Genomic DNA, 20,568 nt, shown 5'->3' on the forward strand with positions numbered 1-20,568 from the left:
GATTACCCCTGGCGAAAACGTTCGCCGGTCAAGGCGTCGCGGATTTCAGACGGATTGAGGCGCCCTCCCGTCTCACCGACGGCAACCGGGAAATCATTCCCAAACTGCGCCCGTACTTCATCGGTTGTACGGCAAGGTGGCTGCCCGGTCAGATTCGCGCTGGTTGAGACCAGTGGTTTCCCAAAGGCCAGGCAAAGCTCGACCACCATCGGATGGTCCGTCACGCGCACTGCGAGGGAATCAAAGCGCCCGGTCAACCAGCGCGGCGTTGTCGGCTTCGCCGGGAAAACAAAGGTCACGGGGCCGGGCCATGCTGAGAAAATAGTCTCCCGCTGCTCCGGCGTTAGCATGGAATCATCGATATAAGGTTTAAGCTGCTCATAGTTAGCAGCGATTAAAATAAGCCCTTTTTCGACTGGCCTCTGTTTAAGTGTGAGCAGTCGGCCAACGGCCGTTTCGCTGTCAGGATCGCAACCGACCCCAAAAACAGCTTCAGTTGGATAGGCGATGACTTCTTCATTTTTCAGGACATCCACCGCATGAGCAATAGAGCCTGATGGCAGGTTATTCTTCACTGTTTTGATCCGCCGGAACCGGCTTTCCACATTGTTTACTGGCGCAGAAGCGTTTCAAACCTTGCGCCGTTTTTTTCTCTATAAGTAGCGGATAATTGCAATGAGAGCAGACACCCGCTACCGGTTTGAAATTGATAACAAACTGACATTCAGGATAGCGATCGCAGGAATGAAAGGTCTTACCAAAACGAGAACGGCGCTGCACGAGCTGTCCACGCTGGCATTGAGGACAGGCAATAGCCGTTTCATCAGGTTTATCAATTTGTTCTGTATGTTCACATTCAGGATAGTGGCTACAGCCAATAAACATGCCGAAACGGCCCTGACGTAGCGCTAACTCGCCGCCGCAAAGAGGGCAAAGCTGTCCCTCCAGAATTTTGACGATATGTCCATCCGCCTGGCTTTTCAGGGGACGGACATAATCACATTCCGGATAGTGGGAACAACCGAGAAACGGGCCGTGTTTCCCGGACCGAATAACAAGTTCAGCCCCGCACTGCGGACAGGGCTCATTTTTATGCACCGTGAATAGTGCTGATTTGGCCATAACAACTCTTGGTGCTGCACATTGAATTAATGCAGCATACCTTCATTCACTTCAAAGAGTAATTCTTCCATTTGCTGATAGGCATTTTCACAGCCTGGAATATTAAACAGAACCATCAGGATGACCCACTTGAGGTCTTCCAGTTCGAAGTCTGCCGTATCCAGCGCCATAACGCGCTCTATCACCATCTCTCTCGTTTCGAGGTTTAGCACCTGAATCTGCTCAAGGAATAAAATGAATCCCCGGCAGCTCGCGTCCAGCCTTTCACACTCTTCAGCTGTGTAGATGCGCACAGACAATGGGTCAGAAGCTAACTGCATCGGTTCGGCGAGGCCTTCCTGATAATCAGCCAGTTTTTCCAGCCACATCAACGCATTATAGATATCTTCCCGCTCAAACCCCGCATCGGTAAGATCCTGTGTCAATTTGTCCTGATCCACTCGCATTTCTGCTTCGTTATGGATGTAAGTCTCAAACAAATACATCAGTACGTCGAACATGGCTTGCCCTCCTTAATCGGACATAGCCGCCGGGTACAGCTGCGATCCATCCTGCTAACTCCAGTTCGAGTAGCTGTGCTACCGTAACTGGCACAGGTTGGCCGGCACGTTCAGCGACAACGTCAACAGGTGTTACCTCATCTCCTACGTTAGCCAGGAGCTTGGGAAATGGCAATGCCACCTTTCCCTGATCTGATGAATAATGTCGCTTTTCGGGATCTTCCTGCAGCCATTGCAATCCATATTGCAAATTTTCAAGAATGTCCCTGACTTCCGTTACCGGTGTTGCACCCTGCTTTATCAGCCAGTGCGGCCCTTCGCATCCCGGGTTACCAATTGGGCCGGGTAAGGCAAACACGTCTCGCCCCTGCTCAAGCGCGCACCGTGCGGTCACAAGCGAACCGCTGCGTACCGCTGCTTCAACCACGAACACCCCCTGACTTAGCCCGCTGATAATTCGATTACGCCGGGGAAAGTGTCCCGGCCGGGGCTGCGCTGATAGCGGAAACTCAGACACTATCGCGCCACCAGAATCGATAAGCCGCGCAGCCAGCGCCTGATGCCGACGAGGATAAATACTAAAGAGACCGTTACCCAGCACCGCAACGCTACGCCCTTTTGCCGATAGCGCAGCGTTGTGGGCGATACCGTCAATACCGCAGGCCAGCCCGCTGGTGATCGTTAAACCACTTTGAGAAAGCTGTTCACAGAGAATTTTTCCCCATCGCTCGCCGTACCATGACGGCGCACGGCTGCCAACAACCGCCAGTTGAACTGCATTCAGTACATTAGGGTTGCCTTTAACAAAGACTGCGCCTGGACAATCCGGGATCGTCCGGAGTAAGGGGGGATAAAGGGGGTGATCCGCCGTGATCAGATAGTTACCCGGCTGCTCAAGCCAGAGCAGGCTACTTTCCAGCTCACTTTCTCTGAGCGCAAAGAACCGTGCAGCCTGTTTGACAGACAGACCGGCGTCTCTGACAACAGGACCATCAATGGTTGTCTGGTTGTGCAATCGTGCTGCCGCTTCCAGCATCACATCGCCATAAAGAGAACCGGTGTGTATTAACCGTAGCCATAACTCAGTCGACGTCATCCTTTCCCCTGCCATAAGCGGCCTCCGCAATCATTGCGATTGGTCACTGATGCTGTCAATCGATGGGGGTTTTGTCTAGAATAGGAGATAATATTCTTATCAACTCCTGAACACGACTCTGGAAATTTATGGCAGTTTTGCAAGTGTTACATATTCCGGACGAGCGCCTTCGCATCGTCGCTGAACCGGTAAAAGAAGTGAATGCAGAAATTCAGCGTATCGTTGATGATATGTTCGATACCATGTACGCCGAAGAAGGTATTGGTCTTGCGGCCACTCAGGTCGACATTCACAAGCGTATTATCGTGATCGACGTATCTGAAAATCGCGATGGCCGCCTGGTGTTAATCAATCCTGAGCTGCTCGAGAAGAGTGGCGAAACAGGTATTGAGGAAGGTTGTCTGTCTATTCCGGAACAGCGTGCTTTAGTGCCGCGTGCCGAAAAAGTGAAAATTCGCGCCCTGGATCGTGACGGCAATCCGTTCGAACTGGAAGCTGACGACCTGCTGGCGATCTGTATTCAGCATGAGATGGATCATCTGGTCGGTAAACTGTTTATCGATTATCTCTCGCCGCTGAAGCAGCAACGAATTCGTCAGAAAGTAGAGAAACTGGACCGTTTGCGTTCTCGCGCATAACGTCCCCCCGGATACAAGGATCATCGTGTCTAAATCACTACGTATTATCTTCGCGGGAACCCCTGATTTTGCAGCGCGTCATCTTGACGCGCTGTTATCTTCTGGCCACCGGGTTGTTGGCGTGTTTACCCAACCGGATCGCCCGGCTGGCCGTGGTAAAAAACTGATGCCAGGTCCTGTTAAGGTGCTGGCAGAAGAGCATGGGTTACCTGTTTTCCAGCCAGCATCCTTGCGCCCTCAGGAAAACCAGCAGCTTGTCGCTGACCTGAATGCCGATGTAATGGTGGTGGTGGCTTACGGTTTAATTCTGCCAAAAGCTGTGCTTGATATGCCTCGCCTGGGTTGCATTAACGTGCATGGTTCTCTGCTTCCACGCTGGCGTGGGGCAGCACCTATTCAGCGCTCTTTATGGGCGGGTGATGCTGAAACGGGCGTCACAATCATGAAGATGGATGTAGGTTTAGACACCGGTGACATGCTTTATAAACTGGCCTGCCCCATCACGGCCGAGGATACCAGTGCCACCTTGTATGACAAGCTGGCAGAGCTTGGCCCGCAAGGGCTGATTGAAACCCTCCAGCAGATTGCGAATAATACGGCGAAACCTGAAGTTCAGGATGAAGCGCTGGTCACTTACGCTGAAAAACTGAGTAAAGAAGAAGCCCGGATTGACTGGTCTCTGTCAGCGGCTCAACTTGAACGCTGCATTCGCGCCTTTAATCCATGGCCGATGAGCTGGATGGTTATCGACGAGCAGCCGGTGAAAGTCTGGAAAGCCTCCCTTATTGACGGTCACACAACGGCTGAGCCCGGTACGATTATCGACGCCAGCAAGAACGGTATTCAGGTAGCTACCGCACAAGGGATCCTGAATCTGGAATCGCTACAACCTGCGGGTAAGAAGGCGATGAGCGCACAGGATTTGTTAAATTCTCGTCGCGAATGGTTTATCCCGGGCAATCGCCTTGCCTGACCTCATTTAATTTTAGCGCCCGGTGTTTCCGGGCATTTTTATTTTTACGGTTATGAAAAAACAAAATTTACGCAGTATGGCGGCTCAGGCCGTTGAGCAGGTTGTCGAGCAGGGCCAGTCATTGAGCAATATCCTGCCAGCTTTGCAGCAAAAAGTGTCCGACAAAGACAAAGCCCTGCTTCAGGAGCTCTGTTTTGGCGTCCTGCGCACGCTTTCTCAGCTCGAGTGGCTGGTTAATAAGCTGATGTCACGTCCAATGACCGGCAAGCAGCGCACCGTGCATTATTTGATTATGGTTGGCTTCTATCAGCTTCTTCACACGCGTATCCCGCCTCATGCCGCACTGGCTGAGACAGTGGAAGGTGCCGTTGTGATTAAACGTCCTATGCTGAAAGGGTTGATTAATGGCGTTCTGCGCCAGTTCCAGCGACAGCAGGAAGAGCTTCTGGCTGAGTTCGGGCAAAGTGAAGCACGTTATCTGCATCCTGACTGGCTCCTGAATCGCCTTAAAAAAGCCTGGCCAGAGCAGTGGCAGGCAATTGCCGACGCGAATAATCAGCGTCCGCCGATGTGGTTACGCGTCAACCGTAATCACCATACGCGCGACGCCTGGCTGGCTTTACTGGAAGAGGCTGGAATGAGCGGCTTCAGACATGAAGCATATCCTGACGCTGTGCGTTTAGCCTCTCCTGCTCCGGTACATGCTTTACCTGGTTTTGATGAAGGCTGGGTGACCGTACAAGATGCTTCCGCGCAGGGCTGCATGGCCTGGCTGGAACCTAAAAATGGCGAGCACATCCTCGATCTCTGCGCCGCGCCAGGCGGTAAGACGACGCATATTCTGGAAGTGGCCCCTCAGGCAAACGTCATGGCCGTGGATGTCGATGAGCAGCGTCTTTCACGCGTCTATGACAACCTTAAGCGCCTGGGAATGAAAGCGCAGGTTAAGCAAGGCGATGGCCGCAAACCCGCAGAATGGTGTGGTGAAACGCAATTCGATCGCATCTTGTTGGATGCTCCCTGCTCGGCAACCGGCGTTATTCGTCGTCACCCGGATATCAAGTGGTTGCGTCGCGATCGCGATATCAAGGAACTGACTCAACTGCAATCCGACATTCTTGATGCCATTTGGCCACACCTGAAGCCAGGAGGCACACTGGTCTATGCGACCTGCTCGGTCCTTCCGGAAGAAAACAGTCAGCAGATTGCAGCCTTCCTTAAACGTACCCCGGATGCAGTGCTACACGACACGGGCACGCCTGAACGCCCAGGCCTGCAGAATCTGCCGGCCGCTGAAGAAGGTGATGGCTTCTTTTACGCTAAGCTAATCAAAGAGTGATGTTGAGAACAGGTCACGAGATATGAAGATAATCATTCTGGGTGCCGGACAGGTTGGTGGGACGCTGGCTGAAAACCTTGTTGGCGAAAATAATGACATCACGATTGTCGATACCAATGGCGATCGGCTGCGTGTTTTACAGGACAAATTTGACCTTCGCGTCGTGCAAGGTCATGGCTCGCATCCGCGTGTCCTGCGTGAAGCGGGCGCCGACGATGCTGACATGCTGGTTGCGGTGACCAGTTCTGACGAAACCAACATGGTGGCATGTCAGGTGGCCTATTCGCTGTTCAACACGCCGAACCGGATCGCGCGCATCCGTTCCCCGGACTATGTCCGGGATGCAGAGAAGCTGTTTAATTCCGAAGCGGTCCCTATCGACCATCTTATCGCCCCAGAACAGCTGGTTATCGACAATATCTACCGCCTGATCGAATATCCTGGTGCGCTGCAGGTGGTGAACTTCGCCGAAGGTAAAGTGAGCCTGGCGGTCGTTAAGGCCTATTACGGCGGCCCATTGATCGGTAATGCGCTCTCCACCATGCGTGAACATATGCCGCATATTGATACCCGCGTTGCAGCCATTTTCCGCCATGACAGGCCAATTCGCCCACAGGGTTCAACCATAGTCGAGGCAGGTGATGAAGTCTTCTTCATCGCGGCATCTCAGCATATTCGCGCGGTAATGAGCGAACTGCAGCGTCTCGAAAAACCGTATAAACGCATTATGCTCGTTGGCGGTGGTAATATCGGCGCGGGTCTCGCGCACCGGCTGGAAAAAGACTACAGCGTGAAGCTGATCGAGCGCGATCAACAGCGCGCGGCTGAGCTGGCTGAAAAGCTGCAAAACACCATCGTGTTTTATGGCGATGCCTCAGATCAAGAGCTGCTGGCAGAAGAGCATATTGATCAAGTTGATCTGTTTATTGCCGTCACTAACGACGACGAGGCGAACATTATGTCCGCCATGCTCGCCAAGCGTATGGGGGCAAAAAAGGTCATGGTGCTTATTCAACGCCGCGCCTACGTTGACCTCGTGCAGGGAAGCGTTATTGATATCGCGATATCACCACAGCAAGCAACCATTTCTGCCCTGCTGAGCCATGTTCGTAAGGCGGATATTGTTGGCGTATCCTCCCTTCGCCGCGGTGTGGCTGAAGCCATTGAGGCCGTTGCTCATGGTGATGAAACCACATCACGCGTTGTGGGCCGCGCTATCGATGAAATTAAACTGCCACCGGGAACAATTATTGGTGCCGTGGTGCGTGGAAACGACGTGATGATTGCGAATGATAATTTACGTATCGAGCAAGGCGACCACGTCATTATGTTCCTTACCGATAAAAAGTTTATTACCGACGTCGAACGTTTATTCCAGCCAAGTCCATTCTTCCTGTAATCAATCAGGTGCTTATAAAAGAGCACCTGATTATTAACCCTCTTATTCCCATGCCTTTTATTTTTCATAACGATTAATTATCCCCAATGGAAATTAACTAATCATTTGTTAAACTTATAATCGTCAGTTGGCTCAAGGAGAAGAAAATGAGTTTAGTTAAAGAATTTCGCGAATTTGCGATGCGCGGGAATGTGGTGGATCTAGCAGTGGGTGTCATTATCGGTGCAGCGTTCGGTAAGATCGTTTCATCACTGGTAGCCGACATTATTATGCCTCCCCTCGGGCTGTTAATCGGGGGCATTGATTTTAAACAGTTTGCCGTGACGCTTCGGGATGCACAGGGGGATGTCCCTGCCGTTGTTATGCATTATGGCGTTTTCATTCAGAACATATTTGATTTCGTGATCGTGGCGTTCGCCATTTTTATGGCTATCAAGCTTATCAATAAGCTTAACCGTAAAAAGGCTGAAGAACCGGCTGCGCCGCCTGCCCCGACAAAAGAAGAAGTGTTATTGACTGAAATTCGCGATCTTTTGAAAGAGCAAAATAACCGCTCTTAATCAGACGTTGAAAAAAGGAAGGCCAGTGGTAAAAAAGCGATTCGCTTGCTTGCCACTGGCCTCCCGGTTACTCCGTTTTGCATGTTTCCCTTTTCGTAAATAACTCCCTTTTCCTTTTTTATTCTTCTCAATACGCTGCCTGAAAAGCGGGTCGTGGAGCAGTGCCTCAATGGCATTGTCCTGAATTTGCCCTTTCGTATGCTGATAGCGGCTCATAAATTCTCCTGAGCATGGTGTATGTCGACGGGAGTCTAGTCCCGGATGAAGTAAAAATCAACAGCCCTGGGTTCCACTGGCCCCCTGTTCAAGGGCTTCAAGAATTGAACAATAAATACTGCTATGGGCTGTACCGCAGCAGGCGTCATTCAACCGTTGCAGAGAACGCTGCATGGTCTGCAGTTCCTGTATACGCGCTTCAACTTCATCAAGCCTTGCCTGTACGATGCTCTTCGACTCCTGGCAAGTATGGTGTTCAGGATCGATGCGGATCGAAAGTAACTCGCGGATCGAGTCCAGCGTGAAACCAAGCTGGCGAGCGTAGCGGATAAACCGTAAGCGCTGCAGGTCATGATCGGTATAGAGTCGAAATCCACCTTCAGTACGAACCTCGTGATCAATCATCTGCTGCTTTTCGTAATAGCGGATAGTGTCCGGCGTTACGTTAGCAAGCCTGGCAAGTTCACCGATACGGTACATGGTTATTCCTCATTTATTTTCTGCATTAGCCTGTCACTGTACTCACCGTGCAAAAAGTCTGTGCTCATTCCGGCCTGACGCATTTTGAGTTCGATGAGAGCCAGTCGACGGCTAATTTCACGGTGGCTGGGATCATCCTTGCGAATCCCTTTCAGCAGGTCAGCCAGTCGCATGGCCTCTTTACGCTGCTCCAGTTCCGGTGGTAAACAACCGGCATTTTTGAGTAAGCGATATCCAGCCCGTAATTCAGGGGCAACATGCGAATCATCATCAAGCACTAACGGCTCACCGCGTCCCGCAAGGTTATCAAATTCGCCTTTTCGCTGAGCATCGCTGATATGGCGTTCTGCCCACTGGTCGAGCAACCACATGAATAACTCCAGAAGATGAACAGAAAAGATACAGATATTGTAGAGAAGTGGGGATTCAGCGGATATAAAAAAACCCGCCGAAGCGGGTTTTTTTACGTTACTACAGATTACTCTGCAGCAGCTTCTGCTTTAGATTCTGAACGATCAACCAGCTCGATGTAAGCCATCGGAGCGTTGTCGCCTGCACGGAAGCCACACTTCAGAATACGAGTGTAACCACCGGCACGGCTCGCGAAACGCGGACCCAGTTCGTTAAACAGTTTTGCCACGATCTCGTTATCACGAGTACGGGCGAATGCCAGACGACGATTTGCAACGCTGTCAGTCTTGGCAAGAGTAATCAGCGGCTCAACTACGCGACGCAGCTCTTTCGCTTTAGGCAGGGTCGTCTTGATGATTTCATGACGAACCAGTGAACCTGCCATGTTGCGGAACATAGCCTGGCGATGGCTGCTGTTGCGGTTCAGTTGACGACCACTCTTACGATGGCGCATGACCTTATCCTTCTCAGTAAAACCTTAACCTGTGATCCGGTTACTCGTCAGCAATGCTTGCTGGTGGCCAGTTTTCCAGGCGCATGCCCAGAGACAGACCACGTGAAGCCAGCACGTCTTTAATCTCGGTAAGAGATTTTTTACCCAGGTTCGGCGTTTTCAGCAACTCAACCTCGGTACGCTGTACCAGATCACCGATATAGTGGATAGCTTCTGCCTTGAGGCAGTTAGCAGAGCGGACAGTCAATTCGAGATCGTCAACAGGGCGCAGCAGGATCGGATCGAATTCTGGTTTCTCTTCTTTCACTTCCGGCTGACGAACATCACGTAAGTCAACGAAAGCTTCCAGTTGTTCTGCCAGGATGGTTGCCGCACGACGAATCGCCTCTTCAGGATCGATTGTGCCGTTGGTTTCCATTTCGATGACCAGCTTGTCCAGGTCGGTACGCTGTTCTACACGCGCTGCTTCAACATTGTAGGCAATACGCTCTACAGGGCTGTAGCATGCGTCGACCAGCAGACGGCCGATTGGGCGCTCATCTTCTTCCGAATGAATTCGGGCAGAAGCCGGCACATAACCACGACCGCGCTGAACTTTGATACGCATGCTAATCGCTGCGTTCTCATCGGTCAGGTGGCAGATCACGTGCTGCGGCTTGACGATTTCAACATCACCGTCGTGGGTGATGTCGGCTGCAGTCACAGGGCCAATGCCAGATTTATTCAGAGTAAGAATAACTTCATCTTTACCCTGAACTCTCACCGCCAGCCCTTTCAGGTTGAGCAGGATTTCAAGGATATCTTCCTGAACGCCTTCTTTGGTGCTGTACTCATGAAGTACACCATCAATCTCAACCTCGGTCACCGCGCAACCCGGCATCGATGAGAGCAGAATACGGCGCAGTGCGTTACCCAGAGTATGGCCAAAGCCACGCTCTAAAGGCTCAAGGGTCACCTTGGCGTGCGTCGAACTCACTTGCTCGATATCTACCAGGCGCGGTTTTAGAAACTCTGTCACAGAACCCTGCATTGTGTCCTCTCTTTGGTACTAAGCTTTACTTGGAGTAAAGCTCGACGATCAGGTGTTCGTTAATGTCCGCAGACAGATCAGAACGTTCTGGCTGACGCTTGAACGTACCTTCCATCTTGCCAGCATCAACTTCCAGCCAGGTTGGCTTTTCACGCTGCTCAGCCAGCTCCAGAGCGGCTTTCACGCGAGATTGCTTTTTCGCTTTCTCACGAATGCTAACAACGTCATTCGCTTTAACCTGATAAGAAGCGATGTTAACAACACGACCGTTTACCATGATTGCTTTATGGCTAACCAACTGGCGTGATTCAGCACGAGTCGCGCCGAAGCCCATACGGTAAACAACGTTGTCCAGACGACCTTCCAGCAGAGCCAGCAGGTTTTCACCTGTGTTGCCTTTCAGACGTGCTGCTTCTTTATAGTAGTTACGGAACTGACGCTCCAGCACACCGTACATACGGCGAACTTTTTGCTTTTCACGCAACTGCACACCATAGTCAGACAGACGCGGTTTACGCGCACCGTGCTGGCCAGGAGCTTGTTCAATTTTACACTTGGTATCGATCGCGCGAACGCCAGACTTAAGGAATAAGTCGGTGCCCTCACGACGGCTCAGCTTGAGCTTAGGACCCAAATATCTTGCCATTTTCTATCTCCAACTAACCTAAAAAACGAGCGTTATACGCGACGTTTTTTCGGCGGACGACAACCGTTATGAGGGATCGGAGTCACATCAGTAATATTCGTGATGCGGAAACCAGCGGCGTTCAGAGCGCGAACAGTAGATTCACGACCCGGACCCGGACCTTTAACCATAACTTCCAGATTCTTGATGCCGTATTCTTTTACGGCTTCTGCGCAACGCTCTGCTGCAACCTGAGCTGCAAACGGAGTGGATTTGCGAGAACCACGGAAACCGGAACCACCGGCTGTTGCCCAACCCAAAGCGTTACCCTGACGATCAGTAATAGTAACGATGGTGTTGTTGAAAGAAGCATGGATATGAGCCACGCCGTCAGAGACTTGTTTTCTTACACGTTTACGTGCACGAACTGGTGCCTTTGCCATTATTCAATCACCCCGATTATTTCTTGATCGGTTTGCGCGGACCCTTACGGGTACGTGCGTTGGTCTTAGTACGCTGACCGCGCACTGGCAGACCACGACGATGACGCAAACCGCGATAGCAACCAAGATCCATCAGGCGCTTGATGCTCATGCTGATTTCACGGCGCAGATCACCTTCAACGACAAATTTGGCAACTTCGTCACGCAGCGTGTCGATTTGTTCTTCAGACAGCTCACTGATCTTAACATCTTCAGCGATACCCGCTGCAGCCAGAATGGCTTTGGAACGGGTCTTGCCGACGCCATAGATCGAAGTTAATGCGATCACAGCATGTTTCTGATCAGGAATGTTAATGCCTGCTATACGGGCCACTATGCACTCCTACTATTTAATATGTACGCACCATGCTGAAAAGCCCGTTTTCAGGATACTCAAATGGAAACGTACAGACATACAAAAGATTGGCTGGCTAATCTAGCCAGCTCAACCCAACTTTGCAAGAAAAATATGCGAAATAATCAGCCTTGGCGCTGTTTATGCTTCGGCTCGGCACTGCAAATCACACGGATGACACCATCACGCTTAACGATTTTGCAGTTACGGCATAATTTCTTGACGGAAGCACGAACTTTCATTTTTACTCTCCGTAACTTCTCAGGCGACCATTTAGCGGCCGTAGCCTTTCAGGTTCGCCTTCTTCAATGCAGACTCATACTGACTGGACATCATCAGAGTTTGCACTTGAGCCATAAAGTCCATAATCACGACAACAACGATAAGCAGTGAGGTCCCACCGAAGTAGAACGGTACCTTCATTGCATCACGCATGAACTCCGGGATCAGGCAGATAAAAGTAATATAAAGCGCACCAACCAAAGTCAGGCGAGTCATTACTTTATCGATATACTTCGCCGTTTGCTCTCCCGGACGAATTCCTGGTACAAATGCACCGGACTTCTTCAGGTTATCTGCTGTTTCACGCGGGTTGAAAACCAACGCCGTGTAGAAGAAACAGAAGAAGATGATCGCAGACGCATAGAGTAACACATAAAGTGGTTGCCCAGGCTGCAAATACAGCGAAATTGTTGTCAGCCAGTTCCAACCAGTACCGCCCCCGAACCATGACGCGATGGTTGCCGGGAACAGAATAATACTGGAAGCGAAGATAGCCGGGATAACCCCCGCCATGTTCACTTTCAGCGGTAAATGTGTGCTCTGTGCAGCATAGACACGACGACCTTGTTGACGCTTAGCGTAGTTCACCACAATGCGGCGTTGACCACGTTCAACGAAGACAACAAAGAACGTCACTGCAAATACTAATACTGCAACCAACAGCAACAGGAGGAAGTGCAGGTCGCCTTGACGCGCTTGCTCGATAGTGTGGGCAATGGCTGGCGGGAGACCCGCAACAATACCAGCGAAGATAATGATTGAGATACCGTTACCGATACCACGCTCAGTAATCTGTTCGCCGAGCCACATCAGGAACATTGTTCCTGTGACCAGACTTACAACAGCGGTGAAATAGAATGCAAAGCCTGGGTTTAATACCAGGCCCTGCATACCAGGCATATTCGGCAGACCGGTAGCAATACCGATCGACTGGAATATTGCCAGCACCAGAGTGCCGTAACGGGTGTACTGGCTTATCTTACGACGTCCAGACTCCCCTTCTTTCTTCAGTTCTGCCAGGGCCGGATGAACGACCGTCAGCAGCTGGATAATAATCGATGCCGAAATATACGGCATGATACCCAGAGCGAAGATAGAAGCACGGCTGAGAGCACCACCAGAGAACATGTTAAACATTTCAATGATGGTGCCTCGCTGTTGCTCAAGCAGTTTGGCAAGTACAGCGGCATCGATACCAGGGATCGGAATAAAAGAGCCAACACGGAACACAATCAGCGCGCCGATAACAAACAGCAGTCTGCGTTTCAGCTCGCCAAATCCACCTTTGGCACTTTGAAAATCTAATCCCGGTTGCTTAGCCATCTGCTACTTATTCCTCAATTTTACCGCCAGCGGCTTCGATAGCAGCACGAGCACCTTTAGTAACACGCAGGCCACGAACAGTTACCGGAGTAGAAACTTCACCAGCCAGGATCACTTTCGCGAACTCGATCTGGATACCGATAATGTTTGCCGCTTTCAGCGTGTTCAGGTCTACAACGCCGCCTTCAACTTTCGCCAGGTCAGACAGACGGATTTCCGCTGTAATCGCTGCTTTGCGAGAAGTGAAGCCGAACTTCGGCAGACGACGGTACAGTGGCATCTGGCCACCCTCGAAACCGCGACGTACGCCACCGCCAGAACGAGAGTTCTGACCTTTGTGACCACGACCACCGGTTTTGCCGAGGCCAGAACCGATACCACGACCCAGGCGTTTACCCGCCTTTTTAGAGCCTTCGGCCGGAGACAGAGTATTTAAACGCATCTCTTACTCCTCAACTTTAACCATGAAGTAAACCGCGTTGACCATACCACGAACAGCGGGAGTATCCTCACGCTCAACGGTATGACCAATACGACGCAGACCCAGGCCAAGCAGCGTTGCCTTGTGTTTCGGCAGACGACCGATTGCACTGCGGGTTTGAGTGATTTTAATAGTCTTTGCCATGGTCAATTACCCCAGAATTTCTTCAACGGATTTACCACGCTTGGCAGCGACCATTTCTGGAGAATTCATATTTTCCAGGCCATCAATAGTTGCACGAACCACGTTAATCGGGTTGGTGGAACCGTATGCTTTAGCCAGAACGTTATGAACCCCAGCAACTTCCAGAACGGCGCGCATTGCACCACCGGCGATGATACCGGTACCTTCTGAAGCTGGCTGCATGAATACACGAGAACCCGTGTGAACACCTTTAACTGGGTGCTGCAGGGTACCGTTGTTCAGCGCGACGTTAATCATATTGCGACGGGCTTTTTCCATCGCTTTCTGGATCGCTGCTGGAACTTCACGCGCTTTACCGTAACCAAAACCAACGCGACCGTTACCATCACCAACTACAGTCAGAGCTGTGAAGGAGAAAATACGACCACCTTTAACGGTTTTAGATACGCGGTTAACCGCGATCAGCTTTTCCTGCAGTTCGCCAGCCTGTTTTTCGATGTGAGCCATCTTACACCTCTACCTTAGAACTGAAGGCCAGCTTCACGGGCAGCATCTGCCAGTGCCTGGACACGACCATGATATTGGAACCCGGAACGGTCAAAGGAAACATTGCTGATGCCTTTTTCCAGAGCGCGTTCTGCAACAGCTTTACCTACAGCTGCAGCGGCGTCTTTGTTACCGGTGTACTTCAATTGCTCTGCAATAGCTTTTTCTACAGTAGAAGCAGCTACCAGAACTTCAGAACCGTTTGGTGCAATGACCTGTGCGTAAATATGACGCGGGGTACGATGTACCACCAGGCGAGTTGCACCCAGCTCTTTGAGCTTGCGGCGTGCGCGGGTCGCACGACGGATACGAGCAGATTTCTTATCCATAGTGTTACCTTACTTCTTCTTAGCCTCTTTGGTACGCACGACTTCGTCGGCGTAACGAACACCCTTGCCTTTATAAGGCTCAGGACGACGGTAGGCGCGCAGATCTGCTGCAACCTGACCGATCAGCTGTTTATCAGCGCCTTTCAGCACGATTTCAGTCTGGGTCGGACATTCTGCAGTGATACCGGCCGGCAGCGGATGCTCAACAGGGTGTGAGAAGCCCAGAGACAGGCCTACTGCATTCCCTTTGATAGCTGCACGATAACCTACACCAACCAGTTGAAGCTTTTTAGTGAAGCCTTCGGTAACACCAACAACCATTGAGTTCAGCAGGGCACGCGCGGTACCAGCCTGAGCCCATCCATCCACGAAACCATCACGTGGACCGAAGGTCAGAGCGTTATCTGCATGTTTAACTTCAACAGCTTTGTTGAGGGTACGAGTCAGCTCGCCGTTTTTACCTTTGATCGTAATAACCTGACCGTCGATTTTTACATCAACGCCGGCAGGAATAACGACCGGTGCTTTAGCAACACGAGACATTCTTTCCTCCGATTAGGCTACGTAGCAGATAATTTCGCCACCAAGACCAGCCTGGCGCGCTGCACGATCAGTCATAACACCTTTAGAGGTAGAAACAACTGCGATACCAAGACCAGCCATAACTTTAGGCAGCTCATCTTTTTTCTTATAGATGCGCAGACCTGGGCGGCTGACACGCTGAATGCTTTCTACAACAGCTTTACCCTGGAAATACTTGAGAGTAAGTTCCAGTTCCGGCTTGGTGTCGCCTTCAACTTTAAAATCTTCGATAAAACCTTCTTCCTTCAGCACGTTGGCAATTGCCACTTTCAGCTTGGCGGAAGGCATGGTGACCGCAACTTTGTTCGCGGCCTGACCGTTACGGATACGGGTCAGCATATCCGCGATCGGATCTTGCATGCTCATCTGTCTTTACTCCCGTGATTCAATTGGTAATTACCAGCTAGCCTTTTTCAAGCCTGGTACTTCACCGCGCATGGCGGCTTCACGCAGTTTGATACGGCTCAACCCAAACTTGCCCACATAACCATGTGGACGACCTGTTTGACGACAGCGGTTACGCTGACGAGACGGGCTGGAATCACGCGGCAGAGACTGCAGCTTGAGAACCGCATTCCAACGATCTTCGTCGGAAGCGTTCACATCAGAAATGATCGCTTTCAGTTCAGCGCGTTTAGCGAAGAATTTATCAGCTAAAGCTACGCGTTTTACTTCGCGTGCTTTCATTGATTGCTTAGCCATTCAGTAACCCTACCTTACTTGCGGAACGGGAAGTCAAAGGCAGCCAGCAGAGCACGGCCTTCTTCATCAGATTTCGCAGTAGTGGTAATGGTAATATCCAAACCACGCACGCGGTCGACTTTATCGTAGTCGATCTCTGGGAAGATGATCTGCTCACGGACACCCATGCTGTAGTTACCACGACCGTCGAAAGACTTAGCGGACAAGCCACGGAAGTCACGGATACGTGGTACAGCAATAGTGATCAGGCGCTCAAAGAACTCCCACATGCGTTCGCCACGCAGAGTTACTTTACAGCCGATCGGATAGCCCTGACGGATTTTGAAGCCTGCAACAGATTTGCGTGCTTTGGTGATCAGCGGTTTTTGACCGGAGATTGCTGTCAGGTCAGCTGCTGCGTTATCCAGCAGTTTCTTGTCAGCGATCGCTTCACCAACACCCATGTTCAGGGTGATCTTCTCGACCCGAGGGACTTGCATGACAGAATTGTAGTTAAACTCAGTCATGAGTTTGTTAACTACTTCGTCTTTGTAGTAATCATGCAGTTTCGCCATCGTACTACTCCAAATTACTTGATAGTTTCGCTGTTAGACTTGAAGAAACGGACTTTTTTCCCGTCTTCGAATCTAAAGCCTACACGGTCAGCCTTGCCGGTTGCCGCATTGAAGATTGCAACGTTAGAAACCTGAATAGCAGCTTCTTTTTCAACGATGCCGCCTGGTTGGTTCAGGGCCGGAACCGGCTTCTGATGTTTCTTAACCAGGTTGATACCTTCAACAATGACCTTGCCGGAAGACAGGACATTTTTTACTTTACCGCGTTTACCTTTATCTTTACCGGTTAACACGATAACTTCGTCATCACGACGGATTTTCGCTGCCATGATTCGCTCCTTAGAGTACTTCTGGTGCCAGAGAGATAATTTTCATGAACTTTTCAGTACGAAGTTCACGAGTTACCGGCCCAAAGATACGCGTGCCGATTGGCTGCTCACTGTTATTGTTCAAAATAACGCATGCATTACCATCGAAGCGAATGACAGAACCGTCAGGGCGACGAACACCCTTCTTGGTGCGCACCACTACCGCTTTCAGCACATCACCTTTTTTGACCTTACCACGTGGAATTGCTTCTTTGATGGTGATCTTGATGATGTCGCCTACGCCTGCGTAGCGACGGTGCGAGCCACCCAGAACCTTGATACACATTACGCGACGTGCACCGGAGTTGTCGGCGACGTTCAGCATAGTCTGTTCTTGGATCATTTTAGTGCTCCGCTAATGTCAACTACTACCTGAGACTCTAAAATCAGAGCCGTTAAAAAGCCCCATATCGAGGGCGCGGCATTATAACACCGCTTCTACAATATGGGTAGAAAAAATAAACGGCTCATCGCTGAGCCGTTTATTCGTATTGAGAATGCGTACTCTATTACAGAACCGCTTTCTCTACAACGCGAACCAGCGTCCAGGACTTAGTCTTGGACAGTGGACGGCATTCACGGATTTCCACCTTGTCGCCGATACCACATTCGTTGTTCTCGTCATGTACGTGCAGTTTGGTCGTACGTTTGATGAATTTACCGTAGATCGGGTGTTTCACAATACGTTCGATAGCTACAACGATGGATTTCTCCATTTTGTCGCTAACAACACGACCTTGCAGAGTACGGATTTTATCGGTCATTACGCACCCGCCTTCTGAGTCAGTAAAGTCTTAACGCGCGCAACATTGCGACGCACTTGCTTCAGCAGGTGAGTCTGTTGCAGCTGGCCACTTGCAGCCTGCATACGCAGGTTGAACTGCTCACGCAGCAGGTTCAGCAGCTCAGCGTTCAGCTCTTCAACGCTTTTTTCACGCAGCTCTTTTGCTTTCATTACATCACCGTCTTAGTTACAAAGGTGGTTTTGATAGGCAGTTTCGCTGCTGCCAGGCCGAAGGCTTCACGGGCCAGCTCTTCCGGAACGCCGTCCATTTCATAAAGGACTTTGCCCGGTTGGATCAAGGCAACCCAGTACTCCACGTTACCTTTACCTTTACCCATACGAACTTCCAGCGGCTTCTCGGTGATCGGTTTGTCCGGGAATACACGGATCCAGATCTTACCTTGACGCTTAACTGCACGGGTCATTGCACGACGTGCTGCTTCGATCTGACGTGCAGTCAGACGACCACGGCCAACAGCTTTCAGACCGAAAGTGCCGAAGCTAACATCCGTACCCTGCGCCAGACCACGGTTGCGGCCTTTGTGCACTTTACGGAATTTTGTACGCTTTGGTTGTAACATCAGCGACGCTCCTTATTTACGGCCTTTACGCTGCTGCTTTTTAGGTTGAGCAGCCGGTTTTTCCGGTTGTTCAACAGCAGCCATACCACCCAGGATCTCACCTTTGAAGATCCATACCTTAACGCCGATTACACCGTAAGTGGTGTGCGCTTCAGAGGTGTTGTAGTCGATGTCAGCACGCAGAGTGTGCAGCGGTACGCGACCTTCGCGGTACCATTCGGTACGTGCGATTTCCGCGCCGCCCAGACGGCCGCTAACTTCAACTTTGATACCCTTAGCGCCCAGACGCATTGCGTTCTGTACAGCACGCTTCATAGCACGACGGAACATAACACGACGTTCCAGCTGTGAAGTGATGCTGTCAGCAACCAATTTAGCGTCCAGTTCAGGCTTACGAACTTCAGCGATATTGATCTGTGCAGGAACGCCAGCGATATCCGCTACGACCTTGCGCAGTTTTTCTACGTCTTCGCCTTTCTTACCGATAACGATGCCAGGACGAGCAGTGTGAATGGTTACACGAATGCTCTTAGCTGGACGCTCGATAACGATACGAGATACAGACGCTTTAGCCAGTTCCTTAGTCAGGTACTGACGTACTTTAAAATCGCTGTCCAGGTTGTCAGCGAATTCTTTGGTGTTCGCAAACCAGGTAGAGTTCCATGGTTTTACAATACCCAGGCGAATACCATTAGGATGTACTTTCTGACCCATTGCTAGTCTCCAGAGTCTCAGCGATCGGACACAACCACAGTAATGTGGCTGGTGCGCTTCAGGATGCGATCTGCACGACCTTTCGCACGCGGCATAATGCGCTTCATGCTTGGGCCTTCATCTACGAAAATTTTCGCGACTTTCAGATCGTCGATGTCAGCGCCATCGTTGTGTTCAGCGTTAGCAATGGCAGATTCCAGTACTTTCTTGACCAATACCGCAGCTTTCTTGTTGGTATAGGTCAGGATGTCCAGGGCCTGCGACACTTTCTTACCGCGAATCAGGTCAGCAACAAGGCGAACCTTCTGAGCAGAAGAACGAGCATGGCGATGTTGAGCTAAAGTTTCCATCTCTTCCTCCTACCTTATTTCTTCTTCGCTTTTTTATCAGCAGCGTGGCCGCGATAAGTACGAGTCGGTGCGAATTCACCCAGTTTGTGACCAACCATTTCGTCGGTAACAAAGACTGGAACGTGCTGACGACCATTATGGACAGCGATGGTCAAACCGATCATGTTAGGAAAGATCGTTGAACGACGGGACCAAGTGCGCAGGGGCTTCTTGTCTCCGCTTTCCACCGCTTTCTCTACCTTCTTCAGCAAGTGCAGGTCAATAAAAGGACCTTTCTTGAGAGAACGTGGCATGGCTTATCCTCTAAAATTATTTGCTACGGCGACGTACGATAAATTTATCAGTACGCTTGTTGCTGCGGGTCTTCTTACCTTTGGTCTGAACGCCCCACGGAGTTACCGGGTGCTTACCAAAGTTACGACCTTCACCACCACCATGTGGGTGGTCTACTGGGTTCATCGCAGTACCGCGAACGGTAGGACGAACACCACGCCAGCGTGCAGCACCAGCTTTACCCAGAACGCGCAGCATATGCTCAGCATTGCCAACTTCGCCCAGAGTAGCGCGGCAATCTGCTTCGACTTTACGCATTTCACCAGAACGCAGACGCAGGGTGACATAAGCACCGTCACGAGCAACGATCTGAACGTAAGTACCCGCGGAACGCGCCAGCTGACCGCCTTTACCTGGTTTCATTTCTACGTTATGAACGGTAGAACCAACCGGGATATTGCGCATCGGCAGGGTGTTGCCTGCTTTGATTGCAGCATCAACGCCAGACTGAATCTGGTCGCCAGCTTTCAGGCCTTTAGGGGCCAGGATGTAACGGCGTTCACCGTCTTTGTACAGAACCAGCGCGATGTTCGCGGAACGGTTCGGATCGTACTCAAGACGTTCAACAACTGCTGGGATACCGTCTTTGTTGCGTTTGAAGTCAACAATACGATAAGCCTGCTTGTGGCCACCACCGATGTGACGAGTGGTGATACGGCCATTGTTGTTACGACCACCGGATTTGCTGTTTTTTTCCAGCAACGGAGCAAAAGGTTTGCCCTTGTGCAGCTCAGGGTTAACCACTTTAACTACGTGGCGACGACCCGGAGATGTCGGTTTACATTTAACAACTGCCATTGTATTACTCCTCCGAC

At 50.9% G+C, this 20,568-nt stretch carries 35 protein-coding genes and 1 pseudogene; 5 read left to right on the forward strand and 31 right to left on the reverse strand.

Annotated features, from left to right (window positions below):
• Positions 1–2: 2 nt before the first annotated feature.
• From tsaC to dprA, 4 genes are read right to left on the reverse strand one after another with little or no spacing between them, the layout of a single operon-like run.
• Entirely contained in the window at positions 3–575 is a 573-nt protein-coding gene (tsaC, locus tag ACN9MQ_RS20475) for an L-threonylcarbamoyladenylate synthase type 1 TsaC (protein WP_086532951.1), read from the reverse strand.
• The gene (locus ACN9MQ_RS20480; protein ID WP_014171886.1) at positions 565–1,122 is read right to left on the reverse strand and encodes a DNA topoisomerase family protein; all 558 of its coding nucleotides are present in this window, start codon (positions 1,120–1,122) and stop codon (positions 565–567) included. The genes tsaC and ACN9MQ_RS20480 overlap by 11 nt, the downstream gene beginning before the upstream one ends.
• A 26-nt stretch (positions 1,123–1,148) precedes the next feature.
• Positions 1,149–1,622, reverse strand: coding sequence for a DUF494 family protein Smg (gene smg, locus ACN9MQ_RS20485; protein ID WP_014171887.1), 474 nt, complete (start codon positions 1,620–1,622; stop codon positions 1,149–1,151).
• Complete coding sequence (gene dprA / locus ACN9MQ_RS20490) at positions 1,594–2,718, reverse strand: DNA-protecting protein DprA (protein ID WP_410377829.1); 1,125 nt, start codon at positions 2,716–2,718, stop codon at positions 1,594–1,596. The genes smg and dprA overlap by 29 nt, the downstream gene beginning before the upstream one ends.
• Before the next feature lie 128 nt (positions 2,719–2,846).
• Between dprA and def the strand changes: the two genes are divergently transcribed.
• The 5 genes from def (at position 2,847) to mscL (ending at position 7,627) form a co-directional block, all read left to right on the forward strand.
• Positions 2,847–3,356 carry a peptide deformylase gene (gene def, locus ACN9MQ_RS20495; protein WP_008503479.1) on the forward strand — a complete coding sequence of 170 codons (510 nt, stop codon included), beginning with the start codon at positions 2,847–2,849 and terminating at the stop codon, positions 3,354–3,356.
• Between the two features lie 25 nt (positions 3,357–3,381).
• Entirely contained in the window at positions 3,382–4,329 is a 948-nt protein-coding gene (gene fmt / locus ACN9MQ_RS20500) for a methionyl-tRNA formyltransferase (RefSeq protein WP_410377828.1), read from the forward strand.
• Positions 4,330–4,381: 52 nt separating this feature from the next.
• Complete coding sequence (rsmB, locus tag ACN9MQ_RS20505; RefSeq protein WP_410377827.1) at positions 4,382–5,668, forward strand: 16S rRNA (cytosine(967)-C(5))-methyltransferase RsmB; 1,287 nt, start codon at positions 4,382–4,384, stop codon at positions 5,666–5,668.
• A 22-nt stretch (positions 5,669–5,690) separates the two neighbouring features.
• A complete protein-coding gene (trkA, locus tag ACN9MQ_RS20510; RefSeq protein WP_014171891.1) occupies positions 5,691–7,067 on the forward strand; it encodes a Trk system potassium transporter TrkA in 1,377 nt (458 codons plus the stop codon).
• 146 nt (positions 7,068–7,213) lie between these two features.
• Positions 7,214–7,627 carry a large-conductance mechanosensitive channel protein MscL gene (mscL, locus tag ACN9MQ_RS20515; protein ID WP_014171892.1) on the forward strand — a complete coding sequence of 138 codons (414 nt, stop codon included), beginning with the start codon at positions 7,214–7,216 and terminating at the stop codon, positions 7,625–7,627.
• Here mscL and ACN9MQ_RS20520 read toward each other — a convergent pair.
• The 27 genes and pseudogenes from ACN9MQ_RS20520 to rplB form a co-directional block, all read right to left on the reverse strand.
• Positions 7,518–7,843 (reverse strand): annotated as a pseudogene (locus ACN9MQ_RS20520) (alternative ribosome-rescue factor A). The gene mscL and the pseudogene ACN9MQ_RS20520 overlap by 110 nt on opposite strands.
• A 57-nt stretch (positions 7,844–7,900) precedes the next feature.
• Entirely contained in the window at positions 7,901–8,323 is a 423-nt protein-coding gene (gene zntR / locus ACN9MQ_RS20525) for a Zn(2+)-responsive transcriptional regulator (protein WP_014171894.1), read from the reverse strand.
• 2 nt (positions 8,324–8,325) lie between these two features.
• Positions 8,326–8,694 (reverse strand): DUF1992 domain-containing protein, encoded by a 369-nt coding sequence (locus ACN9MQ_RS20530; RefSeq protein WP_426021635.1) that lies wholly within the window; start codon positions 8,692–8,694, stop codon positions 8,326–8,328.
• Between the two features lie 107 nt (positions 8,695–8,801).
• Positions 8,802–9,188 carry a 50S ribosomal protein L17 gene (rplQ, locus tag ACN9MQ_RS20535; protein WP_001216372.1) on the reverse strand — a complete coding sequence of 129 codons (387 nt, stop codon included), beginning with the start codon at positions 9,186–9,188 and terminating at the stop codon, positions 8,802–8,804.
• 40 nt (positions 9,189–9,228) lie between these two features.
• Entirely contained in the window at positions 9,229–10,218 is a 990-nt protein-coding gene (locus ACN9MQ_RS20540) for a DNA-directed RNA polymerase subunit alpha (RefSeq protein ID WP_002919219.1), read from the reverse strand.
• Positions 10,219–10,243: 25 nt separating this feature from the next.
• On the reverse strand, positions 10,244–10,864 hold the full coding sequence (rpsD, locus tag ACN9MQ_RS20545) for a 30S ribosomal protein S4 (RefSeq protein ID WP_004868345.1): 621 nt from the start codon (positions 10,862–10,864) through the stop codon (positions 10,244–10,246).
• A 32-nt stretch (positions 10,865–10,896) separates the two neighbouring features.
• Positions 10,897–11,286, reverse strand: a complete 390-nt coding sequence (rpsK, locus tag ACN9MQ_RS20550; protein WP_003863312.1) for a 30S ribosomal protein S11 — start codon at positions 11,284–11,286, stop codon at positions 10,897–10,899.
• A 16-nt stretch (positions 11,287–11,302) separates the two neighbouring features.
• Positions 11,303–11,659: a 30S ribosomal protein S13 gene (gene rpsM / locus ACN9MQ_RS20555; RefSeq protein WP_003863308.1), complete on the reverse strand. Its 357-nt coding sequence runs from the start codon at positions 11,657–11,659 to the stop codon at positions 11,303–11,305.
• Between the two features lie 146 nt (positions 11,660–11,805).
• Entirely contained in the window at positions 11,806–11,922 is a 117-nt protein-coding gene (rpmJ, locus tag ACN9MQ_RS20560; protein ID WP_000868187.1) for a 50S ribosomal protein L36, read from the reverse strand.
• Between the two features lie 31 nt (positions 11,923–11,953).
• Positions 11,954–13,285, reverse strand: coding sequence for a preprotein translocase subunit SecY (secY, locus tag ACN9MQ_RS20565; protein WP_014171896.1), 1,332 nt, complete (start codon positions 13,283–13,285; stop codon positions 11,954–11,956).
• A gap of 7 nt (positions 13,286–13,292) precedes the next feature.
• On the reverse strand, positions 13,293–13,727 hold the full coding sequence (gene rplO / locus ACN9MQ_RS20570) for a 50S ribosomal protein L15 (RefSeq protein WP_003863304.1): 435 nt from the start codon (positions 13,725–13,727) through the stop codon (positions 13,293–13,295).
• A gap of 3 nt (positions 13,728–13,730) precedes the next feature.
• Complete coding sequence (gene rpmD / locus ACN9MQ_RS20575; protein ID WP_003863301.1) at positions 13,731–13,910, reverse strand: 50S ribosomal protein L30; 180 nt, start codon at positions 13,908–13,910, stop codon at positions 13,731–13,733.
• A gap of 6 nt (positions 13,911–13,916) precedes the next feature.
• Positions 13,917–14,417 (reverse strand): 30S ribosomal protein S5, encoded by a 501-nt coding sequence (gene rpsE, locus ACN9MQ_RS20580; protein ID WP_003863299.1) that lies wholly within the window; start codon positions 14,415–14,417, stop codon positions 13,917–13,919.
• 14 nt (positions 14,418–14,431) lie between these two features.
• Entirely contained in the window at positions 14,432–14,785 is a 354-nt protein-coding gene (rplR, locus tag ACN9MQ_RS20585; protein WP_013099023.1) for a 50S ribosomal protein L18, read from the reverse strand.
• A 9-nt stretch (positions 14,786–14,794) separates the two neighbouring features.
• Complete coding sequence (gene rplF / locus ACN9MQ_RS20590; protein ID WP_003863296.1) at positions 14,795–15,328, reverse strand: 50S ribosomal protein L6; 534 nt, start codon at positions 15,326–15,328, stop codon at positions 14,795–14,797.
• Between the two features lie 12 nt (positions 15,329–15,340).
• Entirely contained in the window at positions 15,341–15,733 is a 393-nt protein-coding gene (rpsH, locus tag ACN9MQ_RS20595) for a 30S ribosomal protein S8 (protein WP_006178918.1), read from the reverse strand.
• A 30-nt stretch (positions 15,734–15,763) separates the two neighbouring features.
• Positions 15,764–16,069, reverse strand: a complete 306-nt coding sequence (gene rpsN, locus ACN9MQ_RS20600; RefSeq protein ID WP_003863291.1) for a 30S ribosomal protein S14 — start codon at positions 16,067–16,069, stop codon at positions 15,764–15,766.
• Between the two features lie 14 nt (positions 16,070–16,083).
• Positions 16,084–16,623, reverse strand: coding sequence for a 50S ribosomal protein L5 (gene rplE / locus ACN9MQ_RS20605; RefSeq protein WP_001096206.1), 540 nt, complete (start codon positions 16,621–16,623; stop codon positions 16,084–16,086).
• 14 nt (positions 16,624–16,637) lie between these two features.
• Entirely contained in the window at positions 16,638–16,952 is a 315-nt protein-coding gene (gene rplX, locus ACN9MQ_RS20610; protein WP_000729185.1) for a 50S ribosomal protein L24, read from the reverse strand.
• A gap of 10 nt (positions 16,953–16,962) precedes the next feature.
• Positions 16,963–17,334, reverse strand: coding sequence for a 50S ribosomal protein L14 (gene rplN / locus ACN9MQ_RS20615; protein ID WP_002919748.1), 372 nt, complete (start codon positions 17,332–17,334; stop codon positions 16,963–16,965).
• Positions 17,335–17,500: 166 nt separating this feature from the next.
• Positions 17,501–17,755: a 30S ribosomal protein S17 gene (gene rpsQ, locus ACN9MQ_RS20620; RefSeq protein WP_008503489.1), complete on the reverse strand. Its 255-nt coding sequence runs from the start codon at positions 17,753–17,755 to the stop codon at positions 17,501–17,503.
• Positions 17,755–17,946 carry a 50S ribosomal protein L29 gene (rpmC, locus tag ACN9MQ_RS20625; RefSeq protein WP_003863282.1) on the reverse strand — a complete coding sequence of 64 codons (192 nt, stop codon included), beginning with the start codon at positions 17,944–17,946 and terminating at the stop codon, positions 17,755–17,757. Before rpmC ends, rpsQ begins: the two co-directional genes overlap by 1 nt.
• Complete coding sequence (gene rplP, locus ACN9MQ_RS20630; protein WP_002919759.1) at positions 17,946–18,356, reverse strand: 50S ribosomal protein L16; 411 nt, start codon at positions 18,354–18,356, stop codon at positions 17,946–17,948. The genes rpmC and rplP overlap by 1 nt, the downstream gene beginning before the upstream one ends.
• 12 nt (positions 18,357–18,368) lie before the next feature.
• Positions 18,369–19,070 (reverse strand): 30S ribosomal protein S3, encoded by a 702-nt coding sequence (gene rpsC / locus ACN9MQ_RS20635; RefSeq protein WP_000529945.1) that lies wholly within the window; start codon positions 19,068–19,070, stop codon positions 18,369–18,371.
• A 17-nt stretch (positions 19,071–19,087) separates the two neighbouring features.
• On the reverse strand, positions 19,088–19,420 hold the full coding sequence (gene rplV, locus ACN9MQ_RS20640; RefSeq protein WP_002919773.1) for a 50S ribosomal protein L22: 333 nt from the start codon (positions 19,418–19,420) through the stop codon (positions 19,088–19,090).
• 14 nt (positions 19,421–19,434) lie between these two features.
• Positions 19,435–19,713, reverse strand: coding sequence for a 30S ribosomal protein S19 (gene rpsS, locus ACN9MQ_RS20645; protein ID WP_001138117.1), 279 nt, complete (start codon positions 19,711–19,713; stop codon positions 19,435–19,437).
• Between the two features lie 16 nt (positions 19,714–19,729).
• The gene (gene rplB, locus ACN9MQ_RS20650) at positions 19,730–20,551 is read right to left on the reverse strand and encodes a 50S ribosomal protein L2 (RefSeq protein WP_000301859.1); all 822 of its coding nucleotides are present in this window, start codon (positions 20,549–20,551) and stop codon (positions 19,730–19,732) included.
• Between the last annotated feature and the right edge of the window lie 17 nt (positions 20,552–20,568).

Origin of the sequence: Enterobacter sp. R-25 (assembly GCF_049913205.1) — a bacterium.
In the GTDB taxonomy this organism is placed as follows: Bacteria; Pseudomonadota; Gammaproteobacteria; order Enterobacterales; family Enterobacteriaceae; genus Enterobacter; species Enterobacter ludwigii.